Source organism: Microbacterium stercoris, assembly GCF_017592545.1.
Classification (GTDB): Bacteria; Actinomycetota; Actinomycetes; order Actinomycetales; family Microbacteriaceae; genus Microbacterium; species Microbacterium stercoris.
Genome location: NZ_JAGFOA010000008.1, coordinates 61,259 through 76,297, shown reverse-complemented (window position 1 = coordinate 76,297; position 15,039 = coordinate 61,259). Strand labels below are relative to the sequence as shown.

Sequence of the window (15,039 nt, the reverse complement as noted above, 5' to 3'; positions counted from 1 at the left end):
TCACGGGTGGTCGCGGATCAGTAGCGCGCGCTGAACGCGCCGTCGACGTTCAGGAGCTGGCCGCTGATCCAGCGGCCCTCCGGCGAGAGCAGGAACGACGTGACGCCGGCGATGTCGCGCGGCGTGCCCGCGCGACCGAGCGGCTGCATCGCGAGCAGGTGCTCGCGGGTGGCGGCGTCCATCCATCCGGTGTCGATCGGTCCGGGGTTGACGACGTTCGCCGAGATGCCACGCGGGCCCAGCTCGCGAGCGGCGGAGATGACGATGCGGTCGAGGGCGCCCTTGGAGGATCCGTAGGGCAGATTGCCCGTGACGTGATCGCTCGTGAACGCGACGATCGCACCGCCATCGGGACCGATCCGGCGCGCGAACTCCGCGATCATCAGCAGGGTCGCTCGCGCGTTCACGGCGATGTGCCGGTCGAAGCTCTCGGCCGTGGTGTCGAGGATGCCCGACTCGATGCCGTGCGCGTGACTCAGCACCATCGCGTCGAGGGATCCGTGATCGCCGGTGATGCGCTCGATCAGGGCCGTGGGCTCGGTGGCGCTGGAGAGGTCGCAGGGGTAGTCGCCGCCGTCGAGCTCGCTCGTGACGACGTCCCACCCGTCGGCACGCAGGCGCGGCACGATGCCCGCACCGATCGAGTTCGCGCGGCCGGCTCCGGTGACGAGGACGAGGGGCATGCCGGGAGCCTATCGCCGGGGGTGGCGCGGCGCGGTCGGGCGGGCGCGGGGCGGGGGGCGCGGTCGGGCGGGGCGCGGGGCGTGTACCCCGCGGAGGCACATCCTTCCCGTGAGAACACACGCTGCCGGATGCGCGCTCACGCGCGGGATGTGGCCCCGCAGGGCGCGATGTGCGCCCGAGGTGCGGGACGGGGCCGGGCGCACCTTCACCTTCGGCGCGGATGGTGGCAGGGTGTCTCGCGTGCATCACGACGAGGTTCCGAGCGACCTGTGGACGGAGCGCCAGGCCGAGGGGTACGACGACCCCGACGATCCGCGGTTCTCGCCGCAGCTGCTCGAGCGCACCACCCGCTTCCTGGCCGAGCTCGCCGAGGGCGGCCGCGCCCTCGAGTTCGCGATCGGGACGGGCCGGGTCGCCATCCCGCTGCAGCAGCGCGGGGTGGAGGTGTCGGGCATCGAGTACTCGCCGGCGATGGCCGATCGACTGCGACGCAAGACCACGGAGATCCCGGTGGTGATCGGCGACATGGCGACGACCCGGGTCGACGGCGAGTTCTCGCTCGTCTACCTCGTCTTCAACACGATCGGCAACCTCTACACGCAGGAGGCGCAGGTCGCGTGCTTCCGCAACGCGGCCCGCCACCTGCGGCCGGGCGGCCGATTTGTGGTGGAGGTGGGTGTGCCCGGTCTGCGGCGTCTGCCTCCCGGTCAAGACGCCGTGCCGTTCGCGGTGACGGAGCAGCACCTGGGCTTCGACACCTACGACCTCGTGACGCAGCGCGCGGTCTCGCACCATTACGCGCGCCAGGAGGACGGAAGCTATCGCTACTCGCCGCACAACTTCCGCTACGTCTGGCCGTCAGAGCTGGATCTGATGGCCCAGCTCGCCGGCTTCGCACCAGAGGCCCGCTACGCCGACTGGGATCGCGCGCCCTTCACGGCGGACAGCGACTCGCACGTCTCGGTCTGGCGCCTGCCCGGCTGACGCTCAGCCGATCAGCCCCAGGGCGAGTGGCCCTCCCCCGCGCGCAGCGGACGCAGCGTCGACGGCGGCCACGGCAGCTCGTGCAGGTCGTGGGGAACGTCGATCGCGCCCCAGTCCTCGGTCTTCACCACCACGCGCCCCGGCCCGTCTGCGGACGGAGGCGAGACGTCCACCACACGCACGCGGATCGGATCCTGACCCGCCCGCTCCAGCATGTACGGTTCGGCGAGCCAGCCGAGACCACGCGCCTCGAGCGCCTCCTCGGCCTCGACCCAGTCGAGCTGGTCGCTCACGTCGGCGCCGAACAGGTCGACGGCCACGAATCCCTCGCCCTCCGGACGGATCCACCCGACGAGTTCGCGGTCGAGACCGCGGCGATGCGGGATCCAGTCAGGGTCGAGCTCAGCGGCAGTCGTCATCCTCCATCGATACACCACGCCCGCCGCGGGGCACATCCCGCACCCCGGGGCCACATCCCGAGCGCGAGCGCACATCCGAGATGGTGTGATCTCACGGGGAGGATGTGGCTCCGCGGACAGACGCGGACGGCGCCGGCCCGCGCGGGATCAGGCGCGCACGAAGAGGTAGCCGCGCTCGGCGTCGAAGCCCGCGATGCGCAGGCCCTTCGCGAGCTCGGTCTCAAGGGATGCGCGGATGCGGCGCCGCCACTCGTGCGCGGCGGCCTGGTCGGTCACGCGCAGCGACTCGATGTCGTTCGGGATGGCGACGGTGCTGACGACGTCGTCCTCGGCGGGCGGCGTGGCGAGATCGGCGAGGGCCCACTCCACGTCGAGGCGGTCGGACTCGTCGCCCGCGTCGCCGCCTCCCCACAGTCCGTACTGGTTCTCGACATAGCCGGTCACGCGCGCGCCGAGCACGGTGAGGAAGAAGTGCGCGTTGCGGGCCACGAGCGGATCGAAGGTCCAGGTGATGTTGCCGACCTCGCGCGAGAACGCCCACTGGCGCTGGTGCTCCTTGAGTTCGCGGCCCCAGCCGCGGCCGCGGTACTCGGGCAGCAGCGCCGTGATGTGCGAGTGCATCGTGCGGCGAGCCGGGGCGCCGAAGAAGGCGATCGACGCGCCGACCATGACCTCCTCGTCGCCCTCGCCGTCGAACAGGCCCACCACGTAGTTGCCCGACTGCTGCAGCGCGCGCAGAGTGCCGGCGTCGATCGTGCGCTCCGACCGCCGCAGCTCGTCGAACAGATCCTGCGCGGCGATGATCAGCTCTACGGTGTCCAGGTCGCGGATGGTTCGCATGTCGCTAGTCTGCCCGCATCCGGCGGCGGCGCGTCAGGAATCCGCTCACTTCGTCGCCCGCGCAGCCTCGGCGTTGTGGTCAGAACACGCCGCGAGCCCCGGGGAGAAGGCGGCGATTCCTGACCGGCAGCGCGGGGCTCCGCCCCCGTTCGCTGCGCCGTGCCAGCCTGGTCGGGTGCAGCAGCGCATCGAGCAGATGGCGGAAGACCTCCTCGGCGTGCCCGGGATCGTGGGGGTCACGCTGGGCGGCAGCCGCGCGCGCGGCACGCACCGCCTCGACTCCGACTGGGACCTCGGCCTCTACTACCGCGGCGAGCTGGACGTGGCTGCGCTGCAGGCGCTCGCCGGCCCAGGTGTCGAGGTCGCAGCCCCCGGCGACTGGGGACCGTGGGTGGATGGCGGTGCCTGGCTGCGGGTGGACGGCGTCGCGGTCGATTGGATCCTGCGCGACCTCGACCGCGTCGAGCGGATCTGGGCGGGTTGCCGCGTCGGCCGCTACGAGGTGGCGGTGCAGGCTGGCCATCCGCTCGGGTTCTGGTCGCCCTGCTACGCCGGCGAGCTCGCCCTCGCGAAGGTGATCGCGGATCCGTCCGGAGCGCTCGCGACCCTGCGTGAGCAGATGACGGAGTATCCAGAAGCCCTGCGCCGCGCGCTGATCAGCGCGGCGTGGGAGGCGGAGTTCCTTGCGCACAACGCCACCAAGGGCGCTTCGCGTGCCGACTCGCTCTACGTGAGCCTCTGCACCTCGCGAGCGATCGGGATCCTGACCCAGGCGCTGCATGCCCACGCGCGGCGCTGGCTGCTCAACGAGAAGGGGGCGCTCGAGGCGTCCGAGGCGCTGCCCGCCGCACCCGCCGACTTCGGAGCGCGGGCGCGTCGTTTCACGGGCGCCACGGGGAGGACGCCGGATGAGCTGCGCGCCACGGTCTCCGCGCTGCTCGCGCTGGTCGAGGAGACGCGGGCGGCGCTGGCCGACTGACGCGCGCCGCCCGCTCGCTCGTTGAGCGAGCGAGGAACGAGCGAGTCGAAACGCCCCAAACCCCGCGCGAAGTTCGGGCCGTTGGGGGCGTCGCGCGCGCGCTCCCTCACCCCCGCTCGTTGAGCGAGCGAGGAACGAGCGAGTCGAAACGCCCCAAGCCCTGCGCGAAGTCCGGGCCGTTTCGACTCGCTGGCGCTCAACGAACAACCCGGGGAGGGACGCCCCAAGCCCCGCGCGAAGGCCGGGCCGTTTCGACTCGCTGGCGCTCGCTCAACGAACAACCGGCGGGGGACGCCCGAGCCCTGCGCGAGGCCCTGCGCTCGCTCAACGGACGGGGAGGGGTCAGGCCTGCGGGTGCCAGGGGTCGTCGGGGGCATCCCAGCGCTCGGCCGGCACGGCGGGGAGCGGGCGCGGGGGGCGCGAGCGGATGACCAGGCCGACGCCGAAGGCCGCGAGCGACAGCGCGACGACCACCACGATCGTCGCGATCCAGTCCGGATCCGTGGTGAACGACGCCGTGCCCACGGGCCATTCGCAGCGCACGCCGAGCGGGATCCAGGTGAACGTGCCGGTGGGCGCGCCGGCCTGGTCGACGTCGGCACGGCAGCCGCGCGCGAACTCGCCCGCGCCCGCGGAGATCCAGGTGGTCGCGATCATCGCGACGGCCAGGACGGATCCGCCGATCCCGAGCACAAGGCCCGCGCGTCTGCTCGACACACGGGCGCCGGGCAGCACGATCGGCGCGGCCAGCAGCGCCGTGGCGGCGAGCCAGAACGGCCCGCCGATGGCGAGGTAGACACCGACCGCCACAACGAGGGCGATCGCGCCGAAGTACACAAGGCCCCCGAAGCCGGCCTCGGGGAAGGATCCGATGATCGGCAGCAGCAGCGCGACGGCGGCCGCCGCGCACACGCCGATGACCGCGGCCGACAGCGCCAGCCCCGACACGTCGCGCGCACGGCGATGCGTGAGGATCGTGAGCCACACGGCGCCGAACAGGGCGACCGGTCCGCCCGCCGCGAGCAGCGAGAGCCCGTACGGCTTGCCCGGAGCGAGCACGAAGACCGCGGCGAGCGCCACGACCAGCGGCGCGAAGAACACCACGCCGGCGAAGCCGATCGCGCGGCCCCAGGTGGTGCTCGGCGCGCGGCTCATGCGCTCATCCTGCCGGACCGGCGGCCCGCACCGCAGCGCCGCCGTCTGGCGACGGAGCCGATAGGCGCGCAGACTGGGCGACATGTCTCTGCGACTGGCGGCGGTGAGCTTCGAGGTCGCGGATGCGCGCACGGCCGGATGCTTCTGGGCGGGGTTGCTCGGCCGCACCGCGGTCGACGAACCCGGGGGCGTGCGGGTGCCGGGCAGCAGCACGCAGGTCGGGCTGCGCTTCGTCGAGTCGGCAGCGCGGGATGCCGCGCCCGATCGCCTGCACCTGCATGTGACGAGCGCGACGGTCGAGGATCAGCGGCGCGCGCTCGAGACGGCCCTGCGGCTCGGAGGCCGCCTGCGGGGCGCCCACCCGCCGGCGCCGGGGCGCATCCTGTACCTGTCGGATCCCGCGGGGTACGACCTCTGCCTGATCGAGCCGGGCAACCGCTACCTCGAGCACTGCGGTCCCCTCGGCGAGGTGACGTGCGACGGATCGCGGGCGGGCGGCGCGTTCTGGCGCGATGCGCTCGGCTGGAGCGTCGTCTGGGATGAGGGCGAGCAGCTCGCCATCCAGTCGCCCGGGGGCGGCACGAAGATCGCGTGGGACGGCGAGGACTCCCCCGACGACCTCGGCGGCACGCGCCAGTGCTTCGACCTCGAAGCGGCCGACCCTGCGCGGGAGGCCGCGCGCCTCGTCACCCTCGGCGCTCGGCTCGCGGGCGAGCGCGATGGCGCGCTCTGGCTGACGGATCCCGACGGGGGCGAGTTCTCGATCCGGCGCGGGTGATCCGGATCAGACGTGGCGGAGCTCGGCCTCGATGGCGGCCGTGGTGCGCAGCAGCGCCGGCAGGTGCACGTCGCGCAGGGTCTCGACCGGCACGAGGCTGGATGACGTGGGGATGTTGACGGCTGCGACCACCCGTCCGTCGCGGCCGTGGATGGGGGCCGCGACCGAGCGCAGTCCGGGCTCGAGGCCCGCTTCGACGATGGCCCAGCCCTGCGCCGCGATGTCGGCATAGGCCGGATCGCCGGCGGCGGCCAGCAGCACGCGTCCCATGCTCGTGTCGGCGGCGGGGAAGCGCGTGCCGATCTGGATGCCGACGCTGAGGATGCGCCGCACGGGAACGCGCGCGACGTAGACGATGTCGGATCCGTCCAGCACGGCCGCCGAGACGCTCTCGCCGACCTCGTGGGAGAGCCGCTCGAGGTGCGGCTGCGCGATCTCGGGCAGCGACAGGGCGGAGAGGTAGCTGAAGCCCAGCTCGAGCACGCGGGGGGTGAGCTCGAAGTCGCGGCCGTGGCTGCGCACATAGCCGAGCTGCTCGAGCGTGAGCAGGAACCGGCGCGCAGCGGCCCGCGTCACCTCGGCGCGGGCCGCGACCTCGCTCAGCGTGAGGCGCGGATGCTCCGCGTCGAACGCCCGGATCACCGCCAGCCCACGCGCGAACGACTGAACGAACTCGCGGGCGTCAGGCTCGCGGGGCTCAGGCTCGCGCGGCTCAGGCTCGCGCGGCTCAGGCTCGCGCGGCTCGGGCTCGCGGGGGTGGGGCTCGCGGGGCTCAGGCTCGCGCGGCTCGGGCTCGCGGGAGTGGGGCTCGGTCATGGGTCCCCTCGGGGGTGTTGTGGGTGCGGGTGCGGCGTGCGGGCGGGCGTTGACTAGTCGCGCGCGGCGTGACTAGTCCAGGCTGGACTAGTAGTCCCGCGGAGGACTAGTCAACGCCACCCGGCAGGTGGCCCGCGCTACCGCTCGAGCACCACGGCCAGGCCCTGACCGACGCCGATGCAGGCGGCGGCGACCGCGACACCGCCGCCGCGCCGCGCCAGCTCGTGGGCGGCGTGGCCGATGACACGGCCACCCGAGGCGCCGAGCGGGTGGCCGATCGCCAGCGCACCGCCGTGGATGTTCACGATCGCCGGATCGATGCCCCAGCCCTGCACGTCGGCGAGCACCTGCGAGGCGAAGGCCTCGTTGAGCTCGACCACATCGACGTCCGCCCAGGTGCGGCCGGCGCGGGCGAGCGCCTTGTTCGCGGCCTCGATCGGTGCGAGCGGGAACAGGTCGGGGTCGTTGCCGTGAACCGCGCGCCCCGCAATGCGGGCGAGCGGCTCGGCGTCGAGCGCGCCCTCGGCGCCCAGCAGCACGGCCGAGGCGCCGTCGTTGATCGGCGACGAGTTGCCCGCGGTGACGGTGCCCTCGCCCGCGGGGCCGAACAGCGGCTGCAGCCCGGCGAGCTTCTCGGGGGTCGAGCCGTCGCGGATGCCCTCGTCGCGCCCGAGCTCATGCCCCGGCACCTGCACGATCTCGCCGTCGTAGACGCCCGCCGCCCAGGCCTCGGCGGCGAGGCGGTGCGAGCGCGCGGCGAACTCATCCTGCTGCTCGCGCGTGATGCCCGACAGCTGCGCGACCCTCTCGGCCGACTGTCCGTTCGAGATGGTCCAGTGCGTGGGCATCGCGCGGTTGGTCATGCGCCAGCCGATCGACGTGTTCCACAGGGTCTGGTTGCCGACCGCCGGCCAGGGCTTGGCCGACTTCTCGACGATGAAGGGCGCGCGGCTCATCGACTCGGCGCCGCCCGCGAGCACAAGCTCGGCGTCACCCGTCTCGATCGCGCGAGCGCCCTGGATGACCGCCTCGATGCTCGACGCGCAGAGGCGATTCACGGTCACGCCGGTCACCGTCGTGGGGAACCCCGCGAGCAGCGCCGCCATGCGCGCGACATTGCGGTTGTCCTCGCCCGCCTGGTTCGCGGCTCCGAAGATGACATCGGAGATGCGATCCGGATCCGTCCCGGTGCGCTCGATCGTCGCCCTCATCACCAGCGCGGCGAGATCGTCGGGGCGCACCCCGGAGAGGGCCCCGCCCGCGCGGCCGAACGGGGTGCGGACGGCATCGTAGATATAGGTGCTGCTCATGCTGTGGCTCCTTGATTCGTTCGGGGGTGGGGCGTCTCGACTCGCTTCGCTCGCTCGACGAGCGGGGCGGGGGGTCAGCGCAGGGTGAGGCCCGTCAGCGCTTCGAGTCCCTCGATGGTGTTGTCGCCGAAGAGCTCGCGCACGCGGAAGCCGCCGTCTGCGACATCGAACACCGCGTGATCCGTGTAGACGCGCGTGACGCATCCGACTCCCGTGAGCGGATAGGTGCACGAGTCCACGAGCTTCGACTCGCCCTGCTTGGTGAGCAGGTCGGTCATCACGAACACCTGCTTGGCGCCGATCGCGAGATCCATCGCGCCGCCGACGGCGGGGATCGCGCCGGGCGCTCCGGTCGACCAGTTGGCCAGGTCGCCCGTCTGCGAGACCTGGAACGCTCCGAGCACGCACACGTCGAGGTGGCCGCCGCGCATCATCGCGAAGGAGTCGGCGTGGTGGAAGTACGCGGCCCCGGGTTGAGCGGTGACGGGCTGCTTCCCGGCGTTGATGAGATCCGGATCGATCCGGCCCGCCTCGGGCGCCTCGCCCATGCCGAGCAGCCCGTTCTCGGTATGCAGGATGATCTCCTGATCGTCCGGCAGGAAGTTGGCGACGAGCGTCGGGGCGCCGATGCCGAGGTTGACGTAGGAGCCCTCGGCGATGTCCGCGGCGATGCGCTGGGCGAGCTCGTTTCGAGTGAGGGTGGTCATGCGGAAGCCTCCAGGGGTCGTCCTTCGATGTCGACGCCGCCGACGAACGCGCCGTCCTGCAGCCAGCCCCGCGATCCGACGGCGACAACGCGGTCGACGAAGATGCCGGGGGTCACGACCGACTCGGGGTCCAGATCGCCGAGGGGCACGACCTCGTCGACCTGCACGATCGTCGTGGCCGCCGCCGTCGCCATGATCGGGCCGAAGTTGCGGGCCGTCTCGCGATAGACGAGGTTGCCCCAGCGGTCGCCCCGGAACGCGCTGATCAGGGCGAAGTCGGCCCGGATCGGATACTCGAGCACGTAACGACGGCCCTCGATCTCGCGCTCCTCCTTGCCCTCGGCGAGCTGCGTGCCGACGCCCGTGGGCGAGAAGAACGCGCCGATGCCGGCACCGGCGGCGCGGATGCGCTCGGCGAGGTTGCCCTGCGGCACCAGCTCGAGCTCGATCTCGCCGGCCCGGTACAGACCGTCGAACACCCACGAATCGCTCTGCCGCGGGAACGAGCAGATGATCTTGCGCACGCGCTTCGCCGCGAGCAGCGCGGCCAGCCCCGTGTCGCCGTTGCCGGCGTTGTTGTTCACGATCGTGAGGTCGCTCGCGCCGTGCGCGATGAGCGCGCCGATCAGCTCGACCGGCTGCCCTGCGCGCCCGAAGCCGCCGATCATGACGGTGGCGCCATCCTGGATCCCCGCGACCGCGTCCTCCACGCTCGCGACGGTCTTGTCGATCATCCGGCCTCCCTGCCTTCTGTTCGCCCTGCGAACATCGGTTCGCATCTCGCACAAGTCTACCGCGGACGCCCCGGATCCGGCACCCCTCCGGGCCCCGCCGTGCCCCAATCCGCCCCCAAACGCCGGACCACAGCGGCGCATAGGGGCAACCCGACCCAGCCCCACCCCGGCCCCCACACCACCGCACGCCGAGACCCCACCGTGTCAAGGCGCTTCACGAACGCGACCCGGCGGAGTGGACTGCGGGCATGAGCGAACCGATGACCACTCCCCTGACCTTCGAGCCCTCCACCGCCATCGTCACCGCCTCGGATTCGGGCATCGGGCGCGCGACGGCGATCGCCCTGGCGCGCGCCGGGCTGGATGTCGGCGTCACCTGGCACTCCGACGAGGAGGGAGCCCGCGAGACCGCGCGGCTCGTCGAGGCCGAGGGGGCGCGCGCCGTGGTGGCGCAGCTCGACCTCACCGACGTGCCCGCCTGCGGCGACGTGATCGACCGCCTCGCCGACGACCTCGGCGGCGTCGACGTGTTCGTGAACAACGCCGGCACCGGCGACACCGTGCCGTTCCTCGAGGTGGACCTCGAGAGCTGGCGCAAGGTGGTCGTCACCGACCTCGAGGGCGCCTTCATCGTGCTGCAGCGCGCCGCGCGCAGGATGGTCGCGGCGGGCCGCGGGGGACGCATCATCGGCGTCACGAGCGTGCACGAGCACCAGCCGCTGATGGGCTCGAGCGCCTACGACGCCGCGAAGCACGGCCTCGGCGGGCTGCTCAAGACCATGGCGATCGAGCTCGCCGAGCACGGCGTCACCGTCAACGCCGTCGCGCCGGGCCTGGTCGCAACGCCCATGACGGGCATCGACCCCGACGACGCCGCCCGCACACACCGCCCCGGCATCCCGCTCGGCCGCCCGGGTGTGCCCGACGAGATCGCCGCGGTGATCGCGTTCCTCGCCTCGCCCGCGTCGTCTTACGTCACCGGCGCGAGCTGGCCGGTCGACGGCGGCATGCTGCAGATGGGTCCGATGGCGGGCGCGGCTCTCGAGAGCGACGACTGGCGTCGCGTCTGAGGCGCTCTGCGAGACTGACGGCATGTCGATCCTGCACACCGTCGTCTTCGCGCTGTCCCACCCCGCCGGATCGGTCGAGGAGGCTCGCTTCCTCGACGACGGCGAGCGGATCCTGACGGGCATCCCGGGCGTGCAGGAGTTCACGGTGCGCCGGCAGGTCAGCGAGAAGAGCGATCTGCGGTGGCAGTTCTCGATGCGATTCGCGGATCAGGATGCCTACGACGCGTACGACGCGCATCCGGATCACCAGGGGTTCGTCGCCGAGCGCTGGCGCACCGAGGTCGCCGACTTCCAGGAGTACGACTTCGTCGAGCGGGGCTGAGGCGCCTCAGCCCGCCGCGGGCGCGGGGGCCGTGCTGTTGCGGACGGTCAGCGACGTCGCGAGATCGAGGTGCCGCGAGGCCGGGCTGCGCCCCTCGACCATGCCGAGCACGGTCTGCACGGCGATCGACCCCATGCCGTCGAGGTGCTGGTGCACGGTGGTCAGAGGCGGTGTGGTCCAGGCGGCCTGAGGCGTGTCGTCGAAGCCGGTGACGCTCAGTTCAGCGGGCACGCGGATGCCCAGCTCGTGCGCGGCCGCGAGCACGCCCACGGCGATCTCGTCGTCTGCCGCCATGATCGCGGTCGGCCGGTCGGGCTCGGCGAGCAGGTCTCGGGCGTGCCGGGTGCCGGTGGCGACCTCGAAGGGCCCGGACCGGATGAGCGACGAGTCGACCGCGATGTGGGCGGCATCCAGCGCCGCCTGGTAGCCGTAGAGGCGATCGCGTGCCGCCCCGGATGTCTCGGGGCCGCCGATCCAGGCGATCCGGCGGTGTCCGAGGTCGAGGAGATGCTGGGCCATCGCCCGCGAGCCCGCCCAGTTGCTCGATCCCACGCTGACCAGGTCGTCACGCGTGGTGTCGACCGGATCCACGATGACGATCGGGAGCCCCGCCTCGCCGGCCGCCCCGATGAGGTCATCCGGCTCGGCGATCGTGAGGCCGATGACGCCCACCACGCCCGACGCCCGCTGCTCGTCGATCCACTCCCGCACGAGCGCACGCTGGCGGCGCGACTCTCGCCCGAGGGACAGACGCGGCAGCAGATCGACCCCCGCCTCCGTGGCGGCGATCAGCGCGCCCTGGAGCACGCCCAGGATGTAGGGCGATGCCGGCACGGCGAAGACCACCGCGATCGAACGCCGCTCGGCGGCCCGCCCGGGCGCGGGCAGGTGGTAGTCGAGCTCGGCGAGGGTGGCGAGCACCCGCTCGCGCGTCTCGGTCGAGATGTCGTCCCGGCCGTTCAGGGCCTTCGACACGGTGGCCTTGGAGACGCCCGCGGCAGCGGCGACGTCGGCGAGTGTCGCGCGACGTGGGATCGATTCGTCCACCGGGCCTCCAAATACGAAACGGTTTCGTCAGCCTACCCGTGCTCTCGCGCAAATATCCACTGCGGTTTCGCCGCAGCTTGACAGCGATCCCGGGAGCGCCCTACCGTGTTCGACGTAACACGTTGCGAAACAGTTTCGCCAATCGCATCGAAGCGATCCCGACCAATGGAGGTCCCGTGCCGACCACTTCGACAACCGCCCTGCTCGTCGACGGGGCACCCAGCCTCGACCGGCCCCTGCGCCGCATCTGGAACGAGTGCGTCGGGGCGGGCCGTGCGAACGAGGCGCTGCGAGCCGACTGGCAGGCGCACTTCCGCGAGGCGGTCGACGTGCTCGGCGCCCGGTACGTGCGGTTCCACGGCGTCTTCCACGACGACATGTTCGTGTACCGCGCCTCGAACGGCGGCGGGTTCGGCCCGGCGACTCCGCTCCCCGAGCCCGTGTACACGTTCGCCTACGTCGACAAGGTCTTCGACGCGATCCTCGATGCCGGGGCCCGCCCCTTCGTCGAGCTCGGCTTTATGCCGCGCGAGCTCGCCACCCAGACCGAGACGCTCTTCTGGTGGAAGGCGCACTGCAGCCCGCCGAAGGACATGAGCGCCTGGGTCGCCCTCGTCACCGCCACGATCGAGCACTGGATCGAGCGCTACGGCATCGAGGAGGTGCGCACCTGGCCCTTCGAGGTCTGGAACGAGCCCAACCTGGTGCCCCACTTCTGGACCGGCACACGAACCGAGTACTTCGAGCTGTACGCGGCGACCGCCCTCGCCATCAAGGCGATCGATCCGGCCCTCAAGGTCGGCGGTCCGTCCTCGTCGGTCTTCGTGCCCGATGCCCGCTACGACGGCGAGTACCACGACACCTCCGTCGAGGCGGCGACCGCCGAGGCGCCGGATCCGGATGCCCTCCCCTGGAAGCCGGTCTGGGTGCGGGAGTTCATCGCCTACTGCGCCGAGCGCGACCTGCCGATCGACTTCCTCTCCACCCACCTCTACCCGACCGACTACGCGTTCGACACGCAGGGCGTCGGACGCTCGATCAGCCGTCATCGCGACGCCACCCGCGACGACCTGCTGCGGATGCGCCAGATCATCGCGGAGTCCCCGTACCCGCACGCCGAACTGCACATCACCGAGTGGTCGACGTCGCCCTCGAGCCGCGACCGCATGCACGACACCGTGTTCGCCGCGACCTACATCACGCGCGCGTTCCTGCAGAGCCTGGATCTGGCCGACTCGATCTCGTACTGGACGTTCACGGACGTCTTCGAGGAGGGCGGCGGCGGAATCGGCCCGTTCCACGGCGGCTTCGGGTTCGTCAACGAGCAGGGCATCCACAAGCCCACGTTCCACGCCATGGCCATGCTCAACCGCCTCGGCGATCGCATCGCGCTCCAGACGGAGCACGGCATCATCACCCGATCGGGCGACGACGTCGCCGCGGTGCTGTTCAACTACCCGGATTCGATGGGGTCGCGATCCGTCGGAGACGCCGTCAGCCACACCCGCGCGATGCGTCACGCGGAGGAGGGGCCCTCCCGGCGCATCACCCACACGATCTCGGGCCTGCGGCCCGGCTCCCGCTACCTGGTCGAGATCGTCGACCTCGAGCACGGCGACGTCGCCCACGCGTGGCACCGGATGGGCGAGCCCCTCAACCTCTCGCGCGATGACGTCCGCGCGCTGAAGGCGGTGGCCGACGACCTCGACCGCCGTGAGCTCACGGTCGGCCCGGACGGCGACCTCGCACTCGACCTCGTTCTCGCACCCTGGGCCGTCGCCTCGGTCTGGGCCGCGCACCACTGACCCGCTCCACCCCACCCCCACCCACGAAGAAGTGATGGAAACCACCATGATGAAGCACAGCAAGCTCGTCGGCGCCTTCGCACTGACGACGGTCACGATCCTCGGGCTCACCTCCTGCAGCGGCGGAGGCGGCGGCGGCGCCGCACCGGCCGCGGATGAGGACAACAAGCCCGACAAGCTCACGGTCGCCGCCTGGATGGACTTCCCGCAGGAGCTGCTCGACGGCTTCGAGGAGGAGACCGGCATCGAGGTCGTCGTGAACTCGTTCCCCGACGGCGCCTCGGCCCAGACCGTGCTGCGCAACGGCCTGTCCTCCGACGGCGCGGGCCTGTCCGACGTGCACCTGATCGAGGTCGACTGGTGGACCGAGATGATGGCCGTGCCCGAGGACTGGGTGGAGCTCCCCGAGATCGAGGACCGCTGGGTCGACTGGAAGGTGACGCAGGGATCGGTCGACGGAAAGATCACCGGCTACGGCACCGACATCGGGCCCCTCGGCATCGCCTTCAACCAGGACATGACCGCGGCCGCGGGCGTGGCCGGCAGCCCCGAGGAGTTCGCCGAGCTCATCGGCGGCGATGCCGCCACGTGGGAGACGTTCCTCGACGCGGGCCGGGAGTACGTCAAGACCTCCGACAACTACTTCATCGACTCGCTCGCCAACGCGTTCCAGGCCGCGGTCAACCTGCTGCCCGCCGCATTCGAGGATCCGGACTCGGGCAAGCCGTACGACCTGGCCGACAACGACGAGGTCAAGGACCTCTTTATGACGTTCGCTGACGCGGCGCAGGACGGCGTCTCGGCCGGCATCGCGATCGGCCACGCCGACTGGGGCGCGGGCTTCCAGAACAAGCAGTGGGCGACCGTCGTCACCCCCGCCTGGATGACGGGGATCATCGCCGAGAACGCCGCCGGCGTCGACGGCTGGCGCGTCTCGAGCACCTTCCCCGACGGCGGCGGCAACTGGGGCGGATCGTTCTTCGCCGTGCCCGCCACCGGGAAGAACACCGCCTGGGCGGTCGAGCTCGCCGACTACCTGACCTCGGCCGACGCGGCCGTCGACTGGTTCCACACCACGGGCCAGTTCCCCTCGCAGGTCGAGGCGATGCAGAGCCCGGACATCGCCGACACCGAGAACGAGTTCTTCGGCGGCCAGAAGATCGGCCAGATCTACGGCGACCTCGCCGCATCGGCGGGCGACGCCGCGGCCGGCGGATTCCGCGGCGAGAACTTCGCGGGCATCCAGACGCTCGTCGTCGACGGCATCAAGCTCGTCGAGTCGGGTGCCGCCACTCCGGAGGAGGCCTGGGACAAGGTCGTCTCCGACTTCGAAGCCCTCGGTTTCGACACCGCATCCTGATGACCGCTCCGGTCGCGGGCCCGCCCCGG

At 71.8% G+C, this 15,039-nt stretch carries 16 protein-coding genes; 7 read left to right on the top strand and 9 right to left on the bottom strand.

Annotated elements, in window-relative coordinates; all coding sequences use genetic code 11:
• Positions 1-17 precede the first annotated feature (17 nt).
• A complete protein-coding gene (locus J5V96_RS16240) occupies positions 18-683 on the bottom strand; it encodes an SDR family NAD(P)-dependent oxidoreductase (RefSeq protein WP_208505395.1) in 666 nt (221 codons plus the stop codon).
• A gap of 241 nt (positions 684-924) precedes the next feature.
• Here J5V96_RS16240 and J5V96_RS16235 point away from each other — a divergent pair, with 241 nt between their 5' ends.
• Positions 925-1,668, top strand: coding sequence for a class I SAM-dependent DNA methyltransferase (locus J5V96_RS16235; RefSeq protein ID WP_307793713.1), 744 nt, complete (start codon positions 925-927; stop codon positions 1,666-1,668).
• Positions 1,669-1,679: 11 nt separating this feature from the next.
• Here the strand turns inward: J5V96_RS16235 and J5V96_RS16230 are convergent, their stop codons facing one another.
• Together J5V96_RS16230 and J5V96_RS16225 are read right to left on the bottom strand one after the other, a co-directional pair.
• Positions 1,680-2,087 (bottom strand): hypothetical protein, encoded by a 408-nt coding sequence (locus J5V96_RS16230; RefSeq protein WP_208505393.1) that lies wholly within the window; start codon positions 2,085-2,087, stop codon positions 1,680-1,682.
• 147 nt (positions 2,088-2,234) lie between these two features.
• Positions 2,235-2,927 (bottom strand): GNAT family N-acetyltransferase, encoded by a 693-nt coding sequence (locus J5V96_RS16225; RefSeq protein ID WP_208505391.1) that lies wholly within the window; start codon positions 2,925-2,927, stop codon positions 2,235-2,237.
• Between the two features lie 175 nt (positions 2,928-3,102).
• Between J5V96_RS16225 and J5V96_RS16220 the strand changes: the two genes are divergently transcribed.
• The gene (locus J5V96_RS16220) at positions 3,103-3,906 is read left to right on the top strand and encodes a DUF4037 domain-containing protein (RefSeq protein WP_307793711.1); all 804 of its coding nucleotides are present in this window, start codon (positions 3,103-3,105) and stop codon (positions 3,904-3,906) included.
• A gap of 342 nt (positions 3,907-4,248) precedes the next feature.
• Here J5V96_RS16220 and J5V96_RS16215 read toward each other — a convergent pair whose 3' ends face one another.
• Positions 4,249-5,061 (bottom strand): hypothetical protein, encoded by an 813-nt coding sequence (locus J5V96_RS16215; protein WP_208505389.1) that lies wholly within the window; start codon positions 5,059-5,061, stop codon positions 4,249-4,251.
• An 82-nt stretch (positions 5,062-5,143) separates the two neighbouring features.
• Here J5V96_RS16215 and J5V96_RS16210 point away from each other — a divergent pair, with 82 nt between their 5' ends.
• Entirely contained in the window at positions 5,144-5,839 is a 696-nt protein-coding gene (locus J5V96_RS16210; RefSeq protein ID WP_208505387.1) for a VOC family protein, read from the top strand.
• 6 nt (positions 5,840-5,845) lie between these two features.
• Here J5V96_RS16210 and J5V96_RS16205 read toward each other — a convergent pair whose 3' ends face one another.
• The 4 genes from J5V96_RS16205 to J5V96_RS16190 form a co-directional block, all read right to left on the bottom strand.
• The gene (locus tag J5V96_RS16205) at positions 5,846-6,655 is read right to left on the bottom strand and encodes an IclR family transcriptional regulator domain-containing protein (RefSeq protein ID WP_208505384.1); all 810 of its coding nucleotides are present in this window, start codon (positions 6,653-6,655) and stop codon (positions 5,846-5,848) included.
• 137 nt (positions 6,656-6,792) lie between these two features.
• Positions 6,793-7,965, bottom strand: a complete 1,173-nt coding sequence (locus tag J5V96_RS16200; RefSeq protein ID WP_208505382.1) for a thiolase family protein — start codon at positions 7,963-7,965, stop codon at positions 6,793-6,795.
• 74 nt (positions 7,966-8,039) lie between these two features.
• The gene (locus J5V96_RS16195; protein ID WP_208505380.1) at positions 8,040-8,672 is read right to left on the bottom strand and encodes a 3-oxoacid CoA-transferase subunit B; all 633 of its coding nucleotides are present in this window, start codon (positions 8,670-8,672) and stop codon (positions 8,040-8,042) included.
• The gene (locus J5V96_RS16190; RefSeq protein ID WP_208505378.1) at positions 8,669-9,406 is read right to left on the bottom strand and encodes a 3-oxoacid CoA-transferase subunit A; all 738 of its coding nucleotides are present in this window, start codon (positions 9,404-9,406) and stop codon (positions 8,669-8,671) included. The genes J5V96_RS16195 and J5V96_RS16190 overlap by 4 nt, the downstream gene beginning before the upstream one ends.
• 260 nt (positions 9,407-9,666) lie before the next feature.
• On the opposite strand from J5V96_RS16190, the gene J5V96_RS16185 reads away from it, so the two are divergent.
• A complete protein-coding gene (locus J5V96_RS16185) occupies positions 9,667-10,476 on the top strand; it encodes an SDR family oxidoreductase (RefSeq protein ID WP_208505376.1) in 810 nt (269 codons plus the stop codon).
• Between the two features lie 22 nt (positions 10,477-10,498).
• Complete coding sequence (locus J5V96_RS16180) at positions 10,499-10,798, top strand: Dabb family protein (protein WP_208505374.1); 300 nt, start codon at positions 10,499-10,501, stop codon at positions 10,796-10,798.
• A 6-nt stretch (positions 10,799-10,804) separates the two neighbouring features.
• Here J5V96_RS16180 and J5V96_RS16175 read toward each other — a convergent pair whose 3' ends face one another.
• Positions 10,805-11,845, bottom strand: coding sequence for a LacI family DNA-binding transcriptional regulator (locus J5V96_RS16175; protein ID WP_208505373.1), 1,041 nt, complete (start codon positions 11,843-11,845; stop codon positions 10,805-10,807).
• A gap of 176 nt (positions 11,846-12,021) precedes the next feature.
• Here J5V96_RS16175 and J5V96_RS16170 point away from each other — a divergent pair, with 176 nt between their 5' ends.
• A complete protein-coding gene (locus tag J5V96_RS16170; RefSeq protein WP_208505370.1) occupies positions 12,022-13,650 on the top strand; it encodes a GH39 family glycosyl hydrolase in 1,629 nt (542 codons plus the stop codon).
• Between the two features lie 34 nt (positions 13,651-13,684).
• Positions 13,685-15,010 (top strand): ABC transporter substrate-binding protein, encoded by a 1,326-nt coding sequence (locus J5V96_RS16165; RefSeq protein WP_208505368.1) that lies wholly within the window; start codon positions 13,685-13,687, stop codon positions 15,008-15,010.
• Positions 15,011-15,039 lie beyond the last annotated feature (29 nt).

What these genes read in the sequence shown, in the direction of transcription:
- J5V96_RS16225 (WP_208505391.1), bottom strand. Translation starts at nt 2,927, where the DNA reads ATGCGAACCATCCGCGACCTGGACACCGTAGAGCTGATCATCGCCGCG.
- J5V96_RS16195 (WP_208505380.1), bottom strand. Translation starts at nt 8,672, where the DNA reads ATGACCACCCTCACTCGAAACGAGCTCGCCCAGCGCATCGCCGCGGAC.
- J5V96_RS16230 (WP_208505393.1), bottom strand. Translation starts at nt 2,087, where the DNA reads ATGACGACTGCCGCTGAGCTCGACCCTGACTGGATCCCGCATCGCCGC.
- J5V96_RS16190 (WP_208505378.1), bottom strand. Translation starts at nt 9,406, where the DNA reads ATGATCGACAAGACCGTCGCGAGCGTGGAGGACGCGGTCGCGGGGATC.
- J5V96_RS16185 (WP_208505376.1), top strand. Translation starts at nt 9,667, where the DNA reads ATGACCACTCCCCTGACCTTCGAGCCCTCCACCGCCATCGTCACCGCC.
- J5V96_RS16240 (WP_208505395.1), bottom strand. Translation starts at nt 683, where the DNA reads ATGCCCCTCGTCCTCGTCACCGGAGCCGGCCGCGCGAACTCGATCGGT.
- J5V96_RS16210 (WP_208505387.1), top strand. Translation starts at nt 5,144, where the DNA reads ATGTCTCTGCGACTGGCGGCGGTGAGCTTCGAGGTCGCGGATGCGCGC.
- J5V96_RS16165 (WP_208505368.1), top strand. Translation starts at nt 13,685, where the DNA reads ATGGAAACCACCATGATGAAGCACAGCAAGCTCGTCGGCGCCTTCGCA.
- J5V96_RS16215 (WP_208505389.1), bottom strand. Translation starts at nt 5,061, where the DNA reads ATGAGCCGCGCGCCGAGCACCACCTGGGGCCGCGCGATCGGCTTCGCC.
- J5V96_RS16180 (WP_208505374.1), top strand. Translation starts at nt 10,499, where the DNA reads ATGTCGATCCTGCACACCGTCGTCTTCGCGCTGTCCCACCCCGCCGGA.
- J5V96_RS16205 (WP_208505384.1), bottom strand. Translation starts at nt 6,655, where the DNA reads ATGACCGAGCCCCACTCCCGCGAGCCCGAGCCGCGCGAGCCTGAGCCC.
- J5V96_RS16200 (WP_208505382.1), bottom strand. Translation starts at nt 7,965, where the DNA reads ATGAGCAGCACCTATATCTACGATGCCGTCCGCACCCCGTTCGGCCGC.